At 56.6% G+C, this 18857-nt stretch carries 15 protein-coding genes; 9 read left to right on the top strand and 6 right to left on the bottom strand.

Features of this window, described 5'->3' with window-relative positions; all coding sequences use genetic code 11:
• Positions 1-120 precede the first annotated feature (120 nt).
• Complete coding sequence (locus JFU11_RS20075; protein ID WP_123719987.1) at positions 121-690, bottom strand: antibiotic biosynthesis monooxygenase; 570 nt, start codon at positions 688-690, stop codon at positions 121-123.
• Positions 691-863: 173 nt separating this feature from the next.
• Between JFU11_RS20075 and JFU11_RS20070 the strand changes: the two genes are divergently transcribed.
• The gene (locus tag JFU11_RS20070; protein ID WP_201061909.1) at positions 864-1859 is read left to right on the top strand and encodes a MerR family transcriptional regulator; all 996 of its coding nucleotides are present in this window, start codon (positions 864-866) and stop codon (positions 1857-1859) included.
• Positions 1860-1862: 3 nt separating this feature from the next.
• Here the strand turns inward: JFU11_RS20070 and JFU11_RS20065 are convergent, their stop codons facing one another.
• Together JFU11_RS20065 and JFU11_RS20060 are read right to left on the bottom strand one after the other, a co-directional pair.
• Positions 1863-2468: a hypothetical protein gene (locus JFU11_RS20065; RefSeq protein WP_123719986.1), complete on the bottom strand. Its 606-nt coding sequence runs from the start codon at positions 2466-2468 to the stop codon at positions 1863-1865.
• A 54-nt stretch (positions 2469-2522) separates the two neighbouring features.
• Positions 2523-2999 carry a PAS domain-containing protein gene (locus JFU11_RS20060; protein ID WP_038979000.1) on the bottom strand — a complete coding sequence of 159 codons (477 nt, stop codon included), beginning with the start codon at positions 2997-2999 and terminating at the stop codon, positions 2523-2525.
• A gap of 103 nt (positions 3000-3102) precedes the next feature.
• Between JFU11_RS20060 and JFU11_RS20055 the strand changes: the two genes are divergently transcribed.
• The 4 genes from JFU11_RS20055 to JFU11_RS20040 all read left to right on the top strand — a co-directional run bounded on the left by JFU11_RS20055 (position 3103) and on the right by JFU11_RS20040 (position 6452).
• A complete protein-coding gene (locus JFU11_RS20055; RefSeq protein WP_123719985.1) occupies positions 3103-3558 on the top strand; it encodes a flavodoxin in 456 nt (151 codons plus the stop codon).
• Between the two features lie 186 nt (positions 3559-3744).
• On the top strand, positions 3745-4527 hold the full coding sequence (locus JFU11_RS20050) for a class II aldolase/adducin family protein (protein ID WP_123719984.1): 783 nt from the start codon (positions 3745-3747) through the stop codon (positions 4525-4527).
• The gene (locus tag JFU11_RS20045; RefSeq protein ID WP_201061908.1) at positions 4528-5430 is read left to right on the top strand and encodes an alpha/beta hydrolase; all 903 of its coding nucleotides are present in this window, start codon (positions 4528-4530) and stop codon (positions 5428-5430) included. It begins immediately after the preceding gene.
• Positions 5431-5540: 110 nt separating this feature from the next.
• Positions 5541-6452, top strand: a complete 912-nt coding sequence (locus tag JFU11_RS20040) for an SDR family oxidoreductase (RefSeq protein WP_201061907.1) — start codon at positions 5541-5543, stop codon at positions 6450-6452.
• A 48-nt stretch (positions 6453-6500) separates the two neighbouring features.
• On the opposite strand, the gene JFU11_RS28160 is transcribed toward JFU11_RS20040, so the two are convergent.
• The 3 genes from JFU11_RS28160 to JFU11_RS20025 all read right to left on the bottom strand — a co-directional run bounded on the left by JFU11_RS28160 (position 6501) and on the right by JFU11_RS20025 (position 9567).
• On the bottom strand, positions 6501-7094 hold the full coding sequence (locus JFU11_RS28160) for a hypothetical protein (RefSeq protein WP_201061906.1): 594 nt from the start codon (positions 7092-7094) through the stop codon (positions 6501-6503).
• A gap of 348 nt (positions 7095-7442) precedes the next feature.
• A complete protein-coding gene (locus JFU11_RS20030; protein ID WP_201061905.1) occupies positions 7443-7700 on the bottom strand; it encodes a bacteriocin immunity protein in 258 nt (85 codons plus the stop codon).
• Entirely contained in the window at positions 7687-9567 is a 1881-nt protein-coding gene (locus JFU11_RS20025) for an S-type pyocin domain-containing protein (protein ID WP_201061904.1), read from the bottom strand. The genes JFU11_RS20030 and JFU11_RS20025 overlap by 14 nt, the downstream gene beginning before the upstream one ends.
• An 815-nt stretch (positions 9568-10382) precedes the next feature.
• Here JFU11_RS20025 and JFU11_RS20020 point away from each other — a divergent pair.
• The 4 genes from JFU11_RS20020 (at position 10383) to JFU11_RS20005 (ending at position 18851) form a co-directional block, all read left to right on the top strand.
• Positions 10383-12176: a DUF1302 domain-containing protein gene (locus JFU11_RS20020; RefSeq protein ID WP_201061903.1), complete on the top strand. Its 1794-nt coding sequence runs from the start codon at positions 10383-10385 to the stop codon at positions 12174-12176.
• A 23-nt stretch (positions 12177-12199) separates the two neighbouring features.
• Positions 12200-13567, top strand: a complete 1368-nt coding sequence (locus JFU11_RS20015; protein WP_201061902.1) for a DUF1329 domain-containing protein — start codon at positions 12200-12202, stop codon at positions 13565-13567.
• Between the two features lie 140 nt (positions 13568-13707).
• Positions 13708-16263, top strand: coding sequence for a LuxR C-terminal-related transcriptional regulator (locus JFU11_RS20010; protein ID WP_201087457.1), 2556 nt, complete (start codon positions 13708-13710; stop codon positions 16261-16263).
• A 194-nt stretch (positions 16264-16457) separates the two neighbouring features.
• Positions 16458-18851, top strand: coding sequence for a DUF6543 domain-containing protein (locus tag JFU11_RS20005; RefSeq protein ID WP_201061901.1), 2394 nt, complete (start codon positions 16458-16460; stop codon positions 18849-18851).
• Positions 18852-18857 lie beyond the last annotated feature (6 nt).

Raw genomic sequence — 18857 nt, 5'->3', positions numbered from 1 at the left:
TACGTCCTGCGATGGCCTTGCTTTTGTCGGAGCAAGGCTTGCCCGCGAAGGAGACGACTCGGTCTATCTGTCAAACCGTGTCATCGTTATTCGCGGGCAAGCCTCGCTCCTACAAAGGGGTTATTGATTTTGGGGGGTGGGTTCGGCGGGCACCGGACGTGCCGATGGGGTTTGCAGCCACCCGGCCAGCAGACGAGTCGACAGCGGAATGAAGAAATACACCATCAATGGCGTCAGGCACAGGGTGCTGACAAACACGCGGGTCAGCAAACCCGTTTCAGCCAGCAGCGGCCCCAATACAAAGTTGAACAACAGGGAAACCGGAAAGAACGCCAGCCAGATAGCCACCGCCTGTTTCCAGCGTGGCGGGCGTTGACCGACCGCACCGAACCAGCCATCGATGCCACTGACCCGATGTTCCGAAGGGTTGGCAAACAGATCACTGCCGCGTCCCAGCCAGGCAGTGCGCGATGCGGAATGCTCCCAGGCGTGCATGGTCTGCTCGTCGGCGAAGCGAAAGATAATCTGGAATTCGTCATCGTCGGGCGGCGGAGCGAGCACACCAGAGCCGAGGTAACCGGGGAAGTCGGTGGCCAGTTGTTCGCCTTCGCGCAACCAGGCCATGAGGTCCTGATAACGCCCATTGGCGACGCGGCGCGCAACCATCAGCGTGACGGGTGAGGTAGACATTTTGTATCTCCGTATTACAAACGCGTCGCTCCGGATAGGAGCTTCGCTGGACACAACGCCGGGGTAGTGGGCTGCATCTCAAGACAAGCAAGGATTATTCCTGATTATGCCTTGGACGTCTGTGCCAATTAGACCAGCTACGTGTTGATCACTACTGGGACAGGAGAGTTAGAATGGATCCAAATTTATACATGGACGTAGATTTCAAGATGCCTGTGCTGACCGACGTTGCACCTGGCTTGCCCTCTATCACCTCCCTGATTCGAGAAGAGCTTTTTCCGATTCGCGAGGTCGCGCGCCTGACAGGGGTCAACCCGGTCACGCTACGCGCATGGGAGCGGCGGTACGGGCTGATACAGCCCACGCGCACCGAAAGCGGGCACCGTTTGTATTCGATGACCGATATCGAACGTGTTCGCAGCATCCTCGGCTGGATAGAACGCGGTGTCGCGGTCAGCAAGGTCGGCAAGATACTGGCCAAGACCGAACCGCTCAAGGTGCTGGCGCAGGTCATTCCCAACGAACTCGTTCAAGCCGACTACGGCCAATGGCAGCAGCAGGTCAAGGCAGCGGTGAGTGCTTTTGACGAAGTTCAACTGGAGCAAGTCTACGGTCAGATTTTTTCCAGTTACCCACTGACCGTGGTGTTTCAGGAGATTCTGATTCCGGTCTGGAAGCTATTGCTCCAACGCCATGAAGCGTTCGGTCAGATCAGCGAGTGGCTTTTCCTGGATGGTTTTCTGCGAGCTCGAGTGTTGCAACGGCTGCTGCTGGTGCGTGTCATGCAACCGCGACGAGTGATTGTCTGTGCCTTGGCCGATCAATGTCGTGAACTCGATGTGCTGCTCACTGCGCTGTATCTGAGCAGTGTCGATTCGGCTATTCAGTTGTTGGCGATCGGTCAGCCCTTCGACGAGTTGATCCTGATCTGTGAGAAAATCAAACCCAAGGCACTGGTGCTGGTTTCCAGTCACGCGCCGGCCGGCGAATTGCCTCGACGTTTGAAACGCTTGGCCATGAGCCTGGATTGTCAGGTGTTGCTGGCCGGGGATGCATCGGACCTGGCACAGGAGAGCCTGGCCGGATCATCGATCGGTTGTCTGGGAAACGAGGGGGTGTTGATACGCCAGCGTCTGAAACAGTTCCTGGCGGGAAACCTGGATACCTGAGATTCAGATATGCAGTGCGGGATGGGTCAGACGATGTTGCTGAAGGATGTATTGACGCAGACGTTCGGTTTCGTCCGTGTCGCTCTGGCTCAACTCGTAAGCGTAGAAACCCTGCTCGGTTTCACGCTCGAAGGTGCCGCGCAACGCAATCCGCTCATAACCTGACGGGCTGAACCACAACGCGAAATGCTTTGGCGCCTTGGTCTTGTTGCGAACCTCCAGCAGAACCCCTTTGAACGATATTTCGTGCACCCACATCGTGCCGGGTTGCCCCTTGGCATTTTCCAGCGCCACGGGCTCTTCGAGCACCAGACGCCATGGCCGAATCATCGGTCCGTCTTCATAGATGCTGGGGACGCCGAGGCGTAGATGCATTGCGTGAAATTCATCTTCCACCAAGTGCAGCGGGAAGGTCATTTGCTGATTTTCGAAATTGGCCTGGATAGTGACTTGTTCATGAGCGGCCAGGCGGGTGAGCAAATCACGAATCTGCGAACCGCCGTTGACGAGCAGGCTCGACGTCGCATCTCGCACATTGAGTTGCGGGTTGTGTTGCATGTTCTGGATAAAATCCAGCTCATCCTGCGTCAGGAGTGCGTCGCGCTGCATGATTTGCTCGAAAGGAATAATTACAAAGTCATCGGTGATTGTAGTAAATGACCACTAATTCGCTGATTGGTTTGAGCCGTTCGTCGTTTTGAGGGCGAGAATTTCTGCCTGTGCCTCGGCCAATTGCGCTTCCAGCTGCGCGACTCGCTGCTGCGCCTTGACCTGAGCCGTGACGTCTTTCTGCACCCCGACAAAATAGGTCTGTCCGTCGTGCGGGTTTTTTACCGTGGAAAGCGACAGCTCGTTCCAGAACGGGGTGCCGTCCTTGCGGTAATTCCTGAGGATTTCCCGGCAGGAGCCGCCACTGCCCAACGCTTGGCGAATCAAAGCGAGGGCTGGCTGATCCCGGTCTCCTGCCTGCAAAAAACGGCAATCCTGGTAGAGGATTTCTTCGCTGGTATAACCCGTCAGGCGTTCGAATGCCGGGTTTACGTAAATCAGGATGTTGTCCTGCTCGCCTTCCTTTTCGGCTATCACGATGCCGTCGTTGGAAGCGTCGATCACCATTTGCAGCAGAGAGGCGTTGATCATCGCAGAGTCCTTTGCGTATTGATTGATACGCTGCATTCTAAAAGATCAATGAGGGAGGTGCTGTTAATATCTCCTACTTTTATTTAGATTCAGGATCAGATTGATGAAAGTCGCCATCCTTTCCGGCTCGGTGTACGGCACGGCTGAAGAAGTCGCCCGCCACGCAGCAAGCATTTTGAACGCCGCCGGTTTTGAAACCTGGCACAACCCCCGCGCGACACTCGCCGATGTTCAGGCGTTTGGCCCCGAAGCATTTCTGGCGGTGACCTCGACTACCGGCATGGGCGAGTTGCCGGACAATCTGCAGCCGTTGTATTTCGCCATCCGCGACCAATTGCCGGCGGCTTGGCGTGGTTTGCCGGGTGCGGTGATCGGTTTGGGCGACTCCAGTTATGGCGATACGTTCTGCGGCGGCGGTGAGCAAATGCGTGAATTGTTTGGCGAACTGGGCGTGCGCGAAGTGCTGGAGATGCTGCGCCTGGACGCAAGCGAAACCGTGACGCCGGAAACCGACGCCGAGCCGTGGCTGGCGGAACTGGTCAGCATTTTGCGGGGCTGACCTGCCGCTCGCGCCTTTCATTGGCGGCGATGCTTTGACATGGATCCAGACTCACCCGCGCACTGACTCGCTCGGCCATCAAGCTGGCTGCCAATGCAACTACACGAAGTCCGGGGGCTGACTAGACTGCTGTAACGCAGCAAAAAACAATAAAAATCCAGAAAAATAAAAAAGAGAATCCTTGCCGTGAGCGTAGCCCCCGTCCAATCGCCACACAGCATCAAAGACAAAGTCAGTGCCGCCGAATGGCAGACCCGCATCGATCTGGCCGCCTGTTATCGTCTGGTCGCCTTGCACGGCTGGGACGATCTGATTTTCACGCATATTTCCGCCAAGGTGCCGGGCACTGAAGACTTCCTGATCAACCCGTTTGGGTTGATGTTCCATGAAATGACCGCGTCGAGCCTGGTCAAGGTCGATCAGGCCGGCAACAAGTTGATGGACAGCCCTTACGAGATCAACCCGGCGGGATACACCATCCACAGCGCCGTGCATGAAGTCCGTCATGATGTCGCGTGTGTACTGCACACCCACACCGCGGCGGGGGTGGCGGTATCGGCACAAAAGCAGGGCATCTTGCCGATCAGTCAGCAGTCCTTGTTCGTCCTTTCCAGCCTGGCTTATCACGCCTACGAAGGTGTTGCGCTGAACCATGAAGAGAAGGCGCGGCTGCAAGCCGATCTTGGCGAAAACAATTTCCTGATGCTGCACAACCACGGTCTGCTGACCTGTGGCGGCACCATCGCCGACACGTTCCTGATGATGTTTACCTTTCAGCGCGCCTGCGAGATTCAAGTGCTGGCGCAGAACGGTGGTGCGGAGCTGATCGCCATCGAACCGCAGATTCTGGCGGGCGCCAAGGCGATGATCGCCGGTGTCACCAAAAGTGCTCAAGGGATGGGCGGCGCGCTGGCCTGGCCGGCGCTGCTACGCAAACTCGATAAACAAGACCCGGGTTATAAACTCTAAATGGCCCTCGCCGAGATTCCACTGTGTGTCTGGCGCAAACGCGGCCAGACGTTCGTATTTCGCGGGCAGACTCTCCGCTATTGGGCTGCGGGGCAGGGCGAACCGCTGTTGCTGATCCATGGCTTTCCGACCGCCAGCTGGGACTGGCATTACCTGTGGCAGCCGCTGGCGCAGCGCTATCGGGTGATTGCCTGCGACATGCTCGGCTTTGGCGATTCGGCCAAACCGGTGAACCACGACTACAGCCTGCTGGAACAGGCCGATCTGCAACAGGCCTTACTGGCGCATCTGAACATTGAACAACCCGTTCACGTGTTGGCACACGATTATGGCGACAGCGTGGCCCAGGAACTGCTGGCCCGGCACTATGAAACGCGCGCTGATATCGCCAGTTGCGTGTTTCTCAATGGCGGGCTGTTTCCCGAAACCCATCACCCGGTGTTGATGCAAAAACTCCTGCTCAGCCCCTTGGGCTGGATGATCGGGCGAGCCTTTACCCGTGACGCGTTGGTGAAGAGTTTCCAGCAGGTCTTCGGTCCGCAGACTCGGCCCACGGAAAGTGAACTGGATGATTTCTGGAGTCTGGTCGACAGCAATCACGGGCAACGGATCATGCACAAATTGATCAGTTATATCCCGCAGCGCCGTGTCCAGCGTGAGCGTTGGGTCAGCGCCATGCAGCGTGGCGAGGTGCCGTTGCGGGTCATCGATGGCGAAGTCGATCCGGTTTCCGGCGGGCACATGGTGGCGCGCTATCGGCAACTGATTCCCAACCCGGACACCGTCCTGCTGCCTGAGATCGGCCATTACCCGCAGATCGAAGCGCCGGCGCAGGTGCTCAAGCACTATCTGGAGTTTCGCGACCGTCTGGTTTTACCGCCGCTCAAGTTGGCGTGTTCCTGACTATCCCGCTGCCTTATTGCGCACCATTCAGCCGCCCCCGTGTTCATTGTGACCGGCAGCCCTGTGGCTGACACTCGCACTCATTGTCCCCTGGCCTGCTGGAGTTCCCCATGAATGAGTCTGTGCGCTTCGAAGATAAAGTGGTGATCGTCACCGGTGCGGGCGGTGGTTTGGGGCGGGCGCACGCGCTGCTGTTCGCAAAAAAGGGCGCCAAAGTGCTGGTCAATGATCTCGGCGGTTCGGCTCAAGGCGAAGGCGCCAATGCATCGGCTGCCGATCGTGTGGTCGCACAAATTCGCGAAGCGGGCGGCACCGCCGAGGCCAACCACGATTCCGTCACCGACGGTGACAAAATCGTGCAACACGCCCTCGATACATTCGGTCGTGTCGATGTCGTGGTGAACAACGCCGGCATCCTGCGAGACAAGACCTTTCACAAAATGGACGACAGCGACTGGGACCTGGTTTACCGCGTCCACGTCGAAGGCGCCTACAAGGTCACCCGCGCCGCCTGGCCACACATGCGAGAGCAAAACTATGGCCGTGTAATCTTCACCGCATCGACTTCGGGCATCTACGGCAACTTCGGTCAGTCCAACTACGGCATGGCCAAACTCGGCCTCTATGGCCTGACCCGCACACTGGCCATCGAAGGCCGCAAGAACAACATCCTGGTCAACGCCATCGCCCCGACCGGCGGCACCCGCATGACCGAAGGCCTGATCCCGCCACAAGTGTTCGAACAACTCAAACCGGAACTGGTCAGCCCGCTGGTGGTGTACCTGGCCAGCGAACATTGCCAGGAAACTTCGGGGTTATTCGAAGTGGGTGGCGGCTGGATGGGCAAGGTGCGCTGGGAGCGCAGCCTGGGCGCCGGGTTTGACCCGCGGGTGGGGTTTTCGCCGGAGGATGTGGCGGCGCATTGGGAGCAGATTTGTGATTTTGAGGGGGCAGCGCATCCGAAGGACAATATTGAAGCGTTGAAGGAAATGATGGAGAACTTGCAGAGGTTTTCGTTATAAGGCTTGAGGCCACCCAATCGGCGGAAGGTGATTGGGGGGCCTGTGTGGCTATCGCTCGTATCGTTTTTCAGCCACGAATTTTGGCGCTACCCAGTGTGGGCCTTTGATAGCAATAGCGAAATCGCCCTCAGCCAATATGCCTTCCTCAAATAGCTCCTCGTAAGTCTTACACAGCTCACCACGGGCGATCACTTCGAACCGATAACGCCCAAACAGCATGTCAATCGAGGGGAATGCCAAACCGATAGCCAACACGGATAGCAGATCTCTTACAGATTCGTTTCGGACAGCTTGTTCAAGTTTAGCTAATGATGTTTTCGATCCACAACCTCCTTCAAAAGCCAGAATCTCCTGCCGTTTGGCGGCCTCAATGGCTTCGTCCGTATAACGAAGTGTTTCGTCGTTGCCGAGTTTGAAATCCTCAAGCGCTGCAGTATGAACATTGTTCCAGAGGGAAGCATTTTTCTTCGGTATGAAATCATCAGAAATGCCCATGGCTCTAAGTCTTTCCACCACACGAAGAGTATGTGCATAGAACCGCCGGTCAGTATCGGTCATCTCAAGTTTGCCCTCCAGAATGTCCTTCAGACGCTGAACCATGATGCTGTCGGCACCCGAACCACTTTTTTGAATGGCATGCATTTCCTCCGATCCAGCTTTGTCTCTGTCCGTCATTCGTTGTGCTCGCTGCAAAGAATATTTAGTTTTTTCCGGGTAATTAACGTACACCAGCTTGCGAAGAGACGTGTCTGGCAGGTGAGTAAGCGTATGCCTGCTTTATTGTGTGAATAATTGCAGGAGTAGATTTCAGTCAGAATATTGCTGGCTAAATAAAGGATGTTTCGTACAAAACGTTAGGACGTAACTTTCACGACTTTTGTCGACTAAACACGGCAGCAAAAAACATCGCCCATAAAAAAGGCAGCTGCAAGAGTAGCTGCCTTACGCGAGGCTTTCGGTGTGACTTGACGCGTTATCAACCCTTTTTGGTCACTCGGGTTTGAAGCCTGGTTTGCCGTTGGCGGCTCGCCAGGATTTTACTTTTTCAATGATTGCTTCGGGGGTGGATTCTTCGTCTGAATCTGCGTAGTAAATCAAGTCGGATCCGTCTGGATGTTCTGTCAGCGCCTCAAATAAGAGTACGGCGTTTATTTGATCTTGTTCATTAGGGTACTCAGACCAGCAGATAATATTCAGAAATTCGAGAAATTCTGATTCGGTATAGTCTGAAATATTAGTTTTGCTCATTTTTGTTTTCTCCTTTGTGAAGTTCTGAGTGTCGTTTAGGAGTAATAACCCGAATGTTGTCAATGTCGTATACATCACCCCCTTCAGAAATATGGTTCACATGGTGGAGTTCAAATTTTACTTTGCCTCCCAACCGGTCGTTTTTACGCGTGAAAGGAGCTCTTCCGTTTTTCATTTCGTTAAAATTGTTGGTGTTGAACTGGGGAGCCCATTCGGGGTCGTCAATTGCCACTCGCCAGAACTCCTCTCTAAAAGATCTGAAATTCGAAAAATGCTGTCCTCGGAGTTTATCCGCAATCCGATTAGAGATTACCGCACCATTGCCTTTCGAGGCGGTTTCTAGCCAAATCCCCGATACCGTTTCTCCATAACCACTGGCTACACCCGGCTCATTCCGCCGATCCCTGAACATCGTGTAAACAGGCGGCATACCCGAATCAGCCGGAAACACCGTGATGAAGCCACCAAAACTGTAAAGATCCAGCTCCGGGAACGTATCGATCCTTCCTTCAAGAGCGGTCACGGTAGTGCCGTCATAAACGACGACGTTCTGCTCGCTCGCCGGGAGGGAGGTTGATGCGTTGTTCGGCTTGACTATCGGCGTCCAGGTCATGCCGATGGACGGGGCATCCGGGTTGTAGGACCTGTAGACGTTCAGTGTCGGGTCGAGAGTGGCGAGTCGCACCGGCACTTTGGAAGGCACTGTCGTTCCGTGGGTGGCCGCAACATAGAATTCAGTGGTGTTGCCCACCGTCCTCGAACCCATCGCGACCGGTAGTTCGATGTCTCCATTGGCTTCGGCAATGGCGTACAAGTCTCGGGGATCGTCGGCCATGAGATCCGAGAGCGGGATACTTAAGGCGTGGAGATCGTCAGGCTCGAATGTCGAGAGCGTGAGGCTCCAGTGATGGAGGTTGTCGGGCGTCAGATCCGAAATCGGCGGGATGCTCATTTCGTACCGATCGCTGTTACCTAATGGCGAGGGAAACAGCAGTGCGGCGAACCCGACCATCACCGCGCCTGCCGACGCGGTACCCGCCGCAATCACGGCGGCTACTGCGCTTTGTAGCGCACCCCTGAGTGCCTGGGTAGTGGCTGGATGGGTGGCGAGACGACCCATTGCCAAGGTGAACACCGGGCCAGCTGCCACAGCCGATCCCGATACGGGAAATGGTCGATTGGCTCTGACTGCGTCCATGGCCGCGATAAATGCATACAGTTCTTTAAGCTGGGCATCCGCTTCTGCACGCTCTTTTGCAGCAATCTCCTCTCGTTCTTTTGCCTTTTTGGCTTTGCGTGCCTCCTCCGCGGCAACGCGTTTGGCTTCGGCCGCCTTGCGCGACTGTTCCTCGGCCACACGTTTGGCTTCAGCCTGGGCTCTTGCCTGAGCCGCTGCCGCCGCTTTTGCGTTGGCATCGGCAATGGCTTTGTTTTGTGTGGCTAAGCGAGCATCCAACAGCTTGATCTGTTCAGCCAGGAACTTCGCTTCGTGAGCTGCGGCGTAAGAGATATTCCATTTTTCTACTGCTCTGTAATAACCCCTTTGCCCTCCGCGACGACCCGGGGGCACATCGAAACCCTTGTAGGCAGGATTCTCACCTTTGTGGGTCAGTGGGTCATGGCCATAATAAAGATTGGCTATTCCTATCTGTTCTTGATGATCTGTCCTTGCTTTGAACAGTTGCAGCTCAAGCGTCCGTAACTCAATATCAAGAGCATCGGTTCCAGGGGGGACCACAGCAGCAACAGCCGCTCTTGTTTTTGCAAGTTCGGCATCGGTTATATGAATGATGTTCTTGATGTTTTCGTTGAAGAGTTCTTCGGTATAAGCATTGTTATCAATCAGCCAATCAGTGGCGGAATCCATTAAGTCATATCCACGATCGGAGTGGTCGGGATTTGATACGCCCCCGGCGCTAAATCCGAAACCAGAGGACGACGAAGGCGTACGAGGTCTACCTCTATTAACAAGGATGTTTTTTTCTTGCGGCATATCGAATTCCTTTCGATTCCAATACTGGAATAGCCATACCGGCATCCAATGATGACGGCCGTTCATGGTCCTGTGTATCAGCGCCATCCAGGGCGCCGAGAAAGACTATAAATTCCAACGTAAAAGCCGGGCAGGTGAGCGTTTCCGACAGTGATGTAGGAAACAAGAAGTTTTATCTCGGAAATAAACCCACATAAAAAAGGCCGCTGCAAACGCAGCGGCCAAAGTAAGACGTTGGATCAAGGAGCAACAAATCAACGTCAGTGAACACGGGGCGATGAGTCGAAAAAATATGCTTCAAATCATCTGGATTCTGTCGCCAACGGGGTGGTCTATCAATCCCCGTCGCTTCGTGCTTTCAGGCCGTTTGCCGTGAAAGCCCGGCAAGAATAAGGGCTTGAGCGCAAAGGAAAAATAGCGATTCCAGACATGCACTGTTGCAGTCTGAGCAACAGTCTTTGGCTGAACCCTGTAGCAGCCTTCGGCAGCTGCCATATGCCCGATTCAACCCGCGTCTCATGCGTTACGCTGATAACCCTCCATCCAGCCCATCCATACCCCGCGCAAACCCCCGTCCCATGCGGGCATTCATCCTTTGGAGGTACAGCGCGAATACCTCCTTGGTGCGCTTATCGCTCCCGGCGTGCGGCAGTAGGGTGAGGCCTTCTGTCACTCACCGGGGAAGACGCATGACAAAAACAACAATGCGCGCCATCTTCAAACCGCAAGCGCTGGCCGCTGCGGTGGCCTTGGGCTGCTGTGCCCAGGCGCAGGCTGTTTCATTCAACATCGGCGAAATCGAGGGGCAGTTCGATTCCTCGTTGTCGGTTGGCGCGAGCTGGGGCATGCGCGATGCCGACAAGTCACTGGTGGGCACCGTCAACGGCGGCACTGGCCAGTCTTCGACCGGTGATGACGGACGCCTGAACTTCAAGAAAGGCGAGACCTTCTCCAAGATCTTCAAAGGTATCCACGACCTCGAGTTGAAGTACGGCGACACGGGCGTGTTCGTTCGTGGCAAGTACTGGTACGACTTCGAGCTGAAGGATGAAGACCGCGAGTTCAAGCAGATCAGTGACAACGGTCGCAAAGAGGGCGCCAAGTCTTCGGGCGCGCAGATCCTTGATGCGTTCGTCTATCACAACTATTCCATTGCCGATCTGCCGGGCACCGTGCGCGCCGGCAAGCAGGTGGTCAGCTGGGGTGAAAGCACCTTCATCGGCAACTCGATCAACAGCATCAACCCGGTCGACGTTTCCGCGTTCCGTCGTCCTGGCGCCGAGATCAAGGAAGGCCTGATTCCGGTGAACATGCTGTTCGCCTCCCAGGGCCTGACCGATCAACTCACGGTGGAAGGCTTCTACCAACTGGAGTGGGATCAGACCGTTCTCGACAACTGCGGCACCTTCTTTGGCGTCGACGTGGCGGCGGACGGCTGCAACAACGGCTACACCGTCGGCAGCCCGGCGATTGCGCCGCTGGCGCCGTTGGCGGCAGCCTTTGGCCAACCTATCCAGGTCACCCGTGAGGGCGTGATCGTGCCCCGTGGCGGCGACCGCGATGCCCGGGATTCGGGGCAGTGGGGCACAGCCTTGCGCTGGCTCGGTGACGACACCGAATACGGCCTCTACTTCATGAACTACCACAGTCGCACACCGACCGTCGGCACCACCACCGCCGGGCTGTCGACACTGGCCAGGCTGCCGGGCATGATCAGCGCCGCCAACCGTCTGGCTCCGGGCAGCGGCTCGGGCCTGGCCCAAAGCGTGATGCTCGGGCGCGGTCAGTATTACCTCGAATACCCGGAAGACATTCGTCTGTACGGTGCGAGCTTCTCCACCACTTTGCCCACCGGCACTGCCTGGACCGGCGAAATCAGCTACCGGCCCAACGCTCCGGTGCAGGTCAACACCAACGACCTGACCCTGGCGTTGCTTAACCCGATCGCCGGCGGCGCCGCATCGCCTGTCGCGACCCGGCCAGGTGCCGACAACACCGGTTATCGCCGCAAGGAAGTGACTCAGGTCCAAAGCACTCTGACGCACTTCTTCGACCAAGTGCTGGGCGCCCAACGCCTGACCCTGGTCGGTGAAGCAGCGGTGGTACGAGTCGGCGGTCTGGAGTCGCGGAGCAAGCTGCGTTATGGCCGGGATTCGGTTTACGGCCAGTACGGTTTCGGTGGCGATACCGACGGCTTCGTCACTTCTACCTCTTGGGGCTACCGCGCCCGGGCGATTCTCGATTACGCCAACGTGATCGGCGGGATCAACCTCAAACCCAACCTGTCCTGGTCCCATGACGTCGCCGGCTACGGTCCCAACGGGCTGTTCAACGAAGGCGCCAAGGCGGTCAGCGTCGGTGTCGATGCCGATTACCGCAATACCTATACCGCGAGCCTCAGTTACACCGACTTCTTCGGCGGTGACTACAACGTTCTGGAAGACCGTGACTTCCTGGCGCTGAGCTTCGGTGTGAACTTCTGATCTGGCTGAGAAGGATGATGTTAATGCGCAAGATGATTCTGCAATGCGGCGCCCTGGCCCTGAGCCTGTTGGCCGCCAACGTGATGGCGGCGGTCTCGCCGGAAGAAGCCAACAAGCTCGGCACCACACTCACGCCACTGGGCGCCGAGAAAGCCGGCAACGCCGACGGCTCGATCCCGGCCTGGACCGGTGGCATCCCGAAAAACGCTGGCGCGGTCGACAGCAAAGGCTTCCTGGCTGACCCGTTCGGCAGTGAAAAACCGTTGTTTACCGTCACCGCCGCGACTGTTGATAAGTACAAGGACAAGCTTTCGGATGGCCAGGTGGCGATGTTCAAGCGCTACCCGGAAACTTACAAGATCCCGGTCTATCCGACCCATCGCACCGTGGGTCTGCCGCCGGAAATCTACGAGTCGGCCAAGCGCAGCGCGCTGAATGTGAACAGCATCAACGACGGCAACGGCCTGGCCAATTTCACCGGCAATCGCTACTACGCGTTCCCGATTCCGAAGAACGGCGTCGAGGTGCTGTGGAACCACATCACCCGTTATCACGGCGGCAACCTGCGACGCATCATCACCCAGGTGACCCCTCAGACCAACGGCAGCTACACGCCAATCCGCTTCGAGGAAGAGATCGCCGTACCGCAATTGATGAAGGATCTGGATCCGGAAAAAGGCGCCAACGTACTGACCTTCTTCAAACAATCGGTGACCGCGCCGGCGCGCTTGGCGGGCAACGTATTGTTGGTGCATGAAACCCTCGATCAGGTGAAAGAGCCGCGTCTGGCGTGGATCTACAACGCCGGTCAACGTCGAGTGCGACGCGCACCTCAAGTGGCCTACGACGGGCCGGGCACCGCCGCCGATGGTCTGCGCACGTCGGATAACTTCGACATGTTCTCCGGCGCGCCGGATCGCTACGACTGGAAACTGATCGGCAAGAAGGAAATGTACATTCCCTACAACAGCTACAAACTCGACTCGCCGAGCCTCAAGTACGATGACGTGGTAAAGGCCGGGCATATCAACCAGGACCTGACCCGTTACGAATTGCACCGGGTCTGGGAAGTGGTCGGCACGGTCAAGCCGAGCGAGCGGCACATCTACGCCAAGCGCCACATGTACCTCGACGAAGACAGCTGGCAAGTGGCGCTGGCGGATCACTACGACGGTCGCGGCCAACTGTGGCGAGTGGCCGAAGGTCACGCCCAGTATTACTACGATCACCAGACTCCGGCCTACACCTTGGAGGCGCTCTACGACATCATTGCCGGCCGATACATTGCCCTGGGAATGAAGAACGAAGAGAAGCACAGCTTCGAATTCGGCTTCAACGCCAAGTCTGCGGACTACACCCCGTCGGCTCTGCGCGCCGAGGGTGTTCGGTAAGGGTTTTGATACATTGGCATCACCAGAGGCGACCTGCGGGTCGCCTTTTTTATGGGCGCCAATCAGCGTCCTGAATACTTCTCAACAAGCGGGTTATAGAGGGCTAGGGTGGCCGGACAATTATAAAAAGGCACGCCGCAATGACCGCCATGACTCCGTGTCTTGACCGTTCTGGATTCCTGCCCCGCCTGTCTTCTCATCACCTGTCGCGGGCCCGTTTGAGTGAGCCGTTACTGGCCTCAACGGCACGGGTGAAATTGCTCTGCGCACCCGCCGGCAGTGGCAAGAGCGCGCTGCTCGCCGAATGCCTGTTGCAGGCGCCAACCCAGTGCCGGGTGCATTGGTTGCCAATGTCTGGCGTGGCGTCGAGCGCGGCGGATTTTCGTCATCGTTTGGCAGAGACACTGGGGCTGGCCTCATCGGATGAAACCGGGTTGCTGGGCTGTCTGGCACGATTGCAGACGCCGACCTGGCTGTTTCTCGATGATTATTGCCGTCTGCCAAACCCGGAGCTGGATCTGTTACTGGATCGCATGCTGGCGATCAGCAGCCCGATGCTGACCTGGTGGCTGGGTGCCCGCCGCCGGCCACCCTGCAACTGGCCAAGGTTGCTGCTCGACGATGAGTTGTACGAGTGCGAGAGCGCTTCGCTGGCTTTTACCTCGGGCGAAGTCGAGCAGATATTGCAGCCCTGGGTACCGGAGCAGGCCAGCAAGGTGGCCAGTCGGATCATCCAGCGCACCGGCGGCTGGTGTGCCGGTGTGCGGATTGCGTTGCTGCAGAAGTGCGACTGGTCGCGTCAGGACAAACCCCTGGGACGGGCGGACACCTTGCTCGATTATCTGGAGCATGAGTTGTTCAGCTCGCTGACGCCTGAGTTAAGCGAAGCCTGGAGGGTGCTGGCCCATTTACCCCGCTTCAATGCACGGCTGTGCGATCACCTGTTCGGGGCCGGGGAGGGTGCTCAATACTTGCGGACCTTGCAAGCGCTGGGCTGTTTCATCGAACCCTGGCGGGACTCTACCGACTGGCTACAGATTTTCACCCCGTTCACCCAGTTGTTGCGCGATGAGCAATGGCCGGCAGGACGCTCCTGGCATCGGCGTGCCTGCCAGTGGTTCTGTACCGAACAGGACTGGAAGTCAGCCTTTGAACAGGCATTGCTCGCCGAGGAATACGAAGTGGCGGTCAGCCTGCTGCAGCACTTCAGTTTCGAGCATTTGTTCGAGGAGCAGACGGTGGTGCTGTTGTTGCGTTTGCATGAGCAGCAAGGCGAGGAACTGACGCTAGGCAGCCCGCAATTGGTCGGATTGATTACAGCTACGCTGTTATTCGCCGGACGTTTCGAACAGGCGACTGCCTGCATTGCTCATTTGGCGTACTTCACGCCTCAACCCTCGGCGGTGCTTCAGCGTCGATTGATTGCACGCTGGCAGGCCTTGCAGGGTTGGTTGCTGCATTTACAGGGACGAATGGAGGCTTCGCGCGCGCACTTCCTTGACGCGTTGAGCGCGCTCGATCCCGAATGCTGGACGGCGCGCCTGATGTGTTTGTCCGGTCTGACGCAACAGGCATTGCTAAGGGGCGAGCTCGATGTGGCGCAAGCCCACAACCGCGAGGCGCTGTGCCTGGCGCGGGCGCAAGGTTCGCTGGTGTTCGAGGGCTTGATGGAACTCGATCATGCGCAATTGCTGGAGCAGCGGGGAGCTCCGGCTCGCGCCGAGAGCCTGTTGCTCAACGTGCACGAACTGCTCTGCCAGCAAGGGGATCGGCCCACGCCTCTGCTCGGGCGCATCGCCCTGCGACGTGGACGACTGGCGTTATGCATGGGGCAGGAGGAACGGGCCACCGAGTTCTTTCAGCACGGTCTCGACGATTGTCTGCGCAGCCACGACAAACGTGTGCTCTACGGTTTTCTCGGTCAGGCGCAATTGGCGGCCAATCAGGGCGATTACGCCCAGGCCTTTGTTCGCTTGCGCGATGCCGAGCGCTTGATGCAGCAGCGGCAGATTCCGGACACGGTCTACCGAGGAGTGCTGTTGCAGGTCAGTAGTCATTTCTGGTTGCAACAGGGACGTCCCGAACTGGCGCGCGAGGCGTTGAGCCGGGTACTCAAACACTATCGCGGGCCCCGGGCACGACAGGCGCCGCCGGCCACTCTGGAGTTGATTCCACGGATCGAATACCTGCTGATCCTCGCCCGAGTCCGGTTAGCGCCGCAGATGTCTGATGCCACGGCACAGCTTGAGTTTTTGATGACACACGCACAGGCGCGCGGTATGTGGGCGCTCGCCACTGAGTTGCAACTGGCGGTAGCCGAAGCATTGTGGCTCGCCGGCCGTACGGAACAATCCATCGGTATGTTGCAAGAGGGCGTTTGCAGTGTGGAGCGATACCAGGGACAACAGGTGTTGAGAGAGTTGAGACAGCGTCAGGGTGCATTGTTTGAAGCCCGGTCTTCTGTTTTGCCAGACGAACTTATCCTGCGTTCAGGTGAAACAGGTGCATTGAGCCAGCGTGAACGGCAAGTACTGGAGTTAATAGCACTCGGTCATTCCAATCAACAGATTGCAGATGCCCTGTTCATTTCTTTGCATACTGTTAAAACCCATGCCCGGCGTATTCACGGAAAGTTAGGAGTGGAGCGCAGGACGCAAGCCGTGGCAAAGGCAAAGTTACTTGGGTTGTGCGGATGATTTCAGGGCTTTTTAGGCTGTATTGGTTTTTTTGAATTTTGTGTTTTGAGATGGTGTTGTTTTACATGTGGTATTGAATGCGAATATTTGGTATTGGATAGGCAGTTTGTTGTTTGTTTGTTCTGGAATAGTTTTAAAGGAGCCAGCGGTAAAGTTGGTTTTTTTAAACTATACAAAGGACAGAAATTAATATCATGAATACAATTTACTCCGCAGTAAGCGACAGCCGTCCGCAATGGTTTGAGTATGCGAGTGCCGCCGATCAATTACATTACGGAGAACTGGAACAACAGTTGATCGATAGTCGTAACGATCTGGAAAAACAACTCGGGCGTTTCACCAGTCTACAAGTTTATGCCCAGAGCCTGATGAGTCAGGCGCTGCTAATGGAGTTTGGCGCAACCCTTAACCCCGACAACATCACGACCCACTGCCGTTATGTGTTCCAGCAGAACGGTCGAACCTACATTCAGGAGGACAAGCGATCTCTGACCGACTTGCTGCTGCATGGGCTGCATGAGAATGGTCAGCGTGGCCAGATCACTTTCAAGAGCGATGGATTTTTGCCATCGAGCCTAAACCAGCAATGGCTGGAAGAAGTACTTACCACTGACGTACGCGCAGCTTTTGGGGCTGAAATCCGGAGTGTCTACCTGCGAGCAGGTGTGCTGGCGGCCATGAACAATGTCACTCGTGACCGGCTTTTACTGAGTGCATTTGCCGCGAAGCTCCAGGGACATCTCAACGACGATAACCTGCAACTTATTCGACGTGCTGTAGCCGGAGACACGAGCCTGTCGCTGGCGCCTTTGCAGTTGCGTGAAGACACCCGTCCACTTTGTGATGTGGTCGTCGTCGGCCCTCTTGATGGCTATTCGGACGATTGGTTTTTGTACGCGCCGGGAGCGCCCGGTGGTCAGGACTGGCACCGCTTTGCAACCTTCAGGGTGCTGGATCTATCTCTCAGCGCCTGGACGGCGACGGAACAAGGTCGGGATTATCTGGTATGGCAGACTCACGCGCTGGAACGGGAAGAGATTGGTGGTTACCTGAAAACAATCCCGCCACGACCCAACAATTGGCGCGGCGCCAGGCTGGCACCTTCTTTCTATCAAGGAGAGGAAGTGCTGAAGAGTATTGTTTTCAATCATCGGGCATGGCTGGTTGCGCAAGAAGAAAGTCTGACACCCTATGGTTATCGCATTGCCTCCGATGAACAGCGTCAGCGCTTTACGCGACTCAATTGCGAACTCAAGGCTCTGAAAACCCTTGAGGTGCGCCAGGGCGGGTTCATTTCCTACGAGCGGTTTTGCTTCGACCTGATCAAGCAACGAGTCGAACAAGTATTACTGCAACGAGGTGAAAGTTTAGCGGTCAACCCTGACCGGATTTATGTGCAAATCAGTCAGGAACAACAGATGACACTGACTGAACTGATCGTTCGTGAAGTGCATTTTGAAGCCAGCGGCATCGGTCAGCCTCTTTACCCACGCTTCACGTGGGCGACCGACCATCCGGATATCAGAACGCTTGATATCCGCGATATTTCCAGTTGGTCGAAAACATTGCGCCCCGGTGAGAAGTACATCGACATGTTGCGTTCGGTTTATCTCAACCGCTCCAATCCCGAAGGACTGTTAAAGCGAGGGATTTGCATAGGCGCAATGCGTCGTCAGATGACCGTGTCACTCATGCAAGCGGCTTTCACAGGGCGCATACCACCACAGCATGTCATCGAACTCGAGAAGGTTATCGTGGCGTTCGGTTCGATGCAGCCGACCAGTCCCGTCGGTGAAGCGCCTGGCGATGTGCGCCACAGTGCCTTGTTCAAGCTCTTTCTCCGGGATCGTCTGGTGGTGGGGGTATTCGTGTTCAGGCTGCTTGTGGCCGGGAAAGTCGAAGAATACCTGTATACCCCGAATGCACCGGATGGCTGCGAACTGCGTCCCTTCAAGGATTTTGTACCCGCCGTGAAAACCCGGGGCATTGGTGACTATCTGTATGATCGAGTGTTCGCGAAGTACCAGCCGCAGGTTGGTACCTATCTGACAGATCTTGAGCAGTTGGCCAACTTCACAGAAGCGCCAGCGCTGGTGCGCAACAGTCGCGTCACCGATCTGAACGACTGCTACAACGACGTGGTGTACAAGATCATTTCTGATGTCGATGAGGCCACCCAAAGCCTCGGCGAAATCATTGGCGGCCTGGTGTACGACGCTGTCGTGACGGCAGTCAGCGTGATCAGCATCGTCTTTGCGCCTGTGGGTATTGCATTGAGTGCCGCGTTGCTGACCCAGAATTTGGTGCAGGGGGTCGCGGCCTACTCCGAGGGTGACCGGGCAAAAGCCATGGGGCATTTCAAGGAAGCGTTGATTGAACTGGCGTCGCTGGGCAAGGCCGGGATAGGTGGAGCGGGAGCCAGTCAGGTGCAGAAAAATCTCATTGACTTGCTGGGTGATGCGCGAGAGGTCGAAAAATTGTACAGCGCGGCCACAGGCCAACCAGGCTTGGAGGAGCGGGCGCTCGAGGCGATCAAAGAGATCCTGGCCGATCCTGGAAGCTCTGTCAGCAAAACCACCCTTGTGTAATAGCCA

The organism is Pseudomonas sp. TH37 (assembly GCF_016650735.1).
Taxonomy (GTDB): Bacteria; Pseudomonadota; Gammaproteobacteria; order Pseudomonadales; family Pseudomonadaceae; genus Aquipseudomonas; species Aquipseudomonas farris.
The sequence above is the reverse complement of the archived record's forward strand: the minus strand, read 5'-3'. Positions and strand labels throughout refer to the sequence as shown.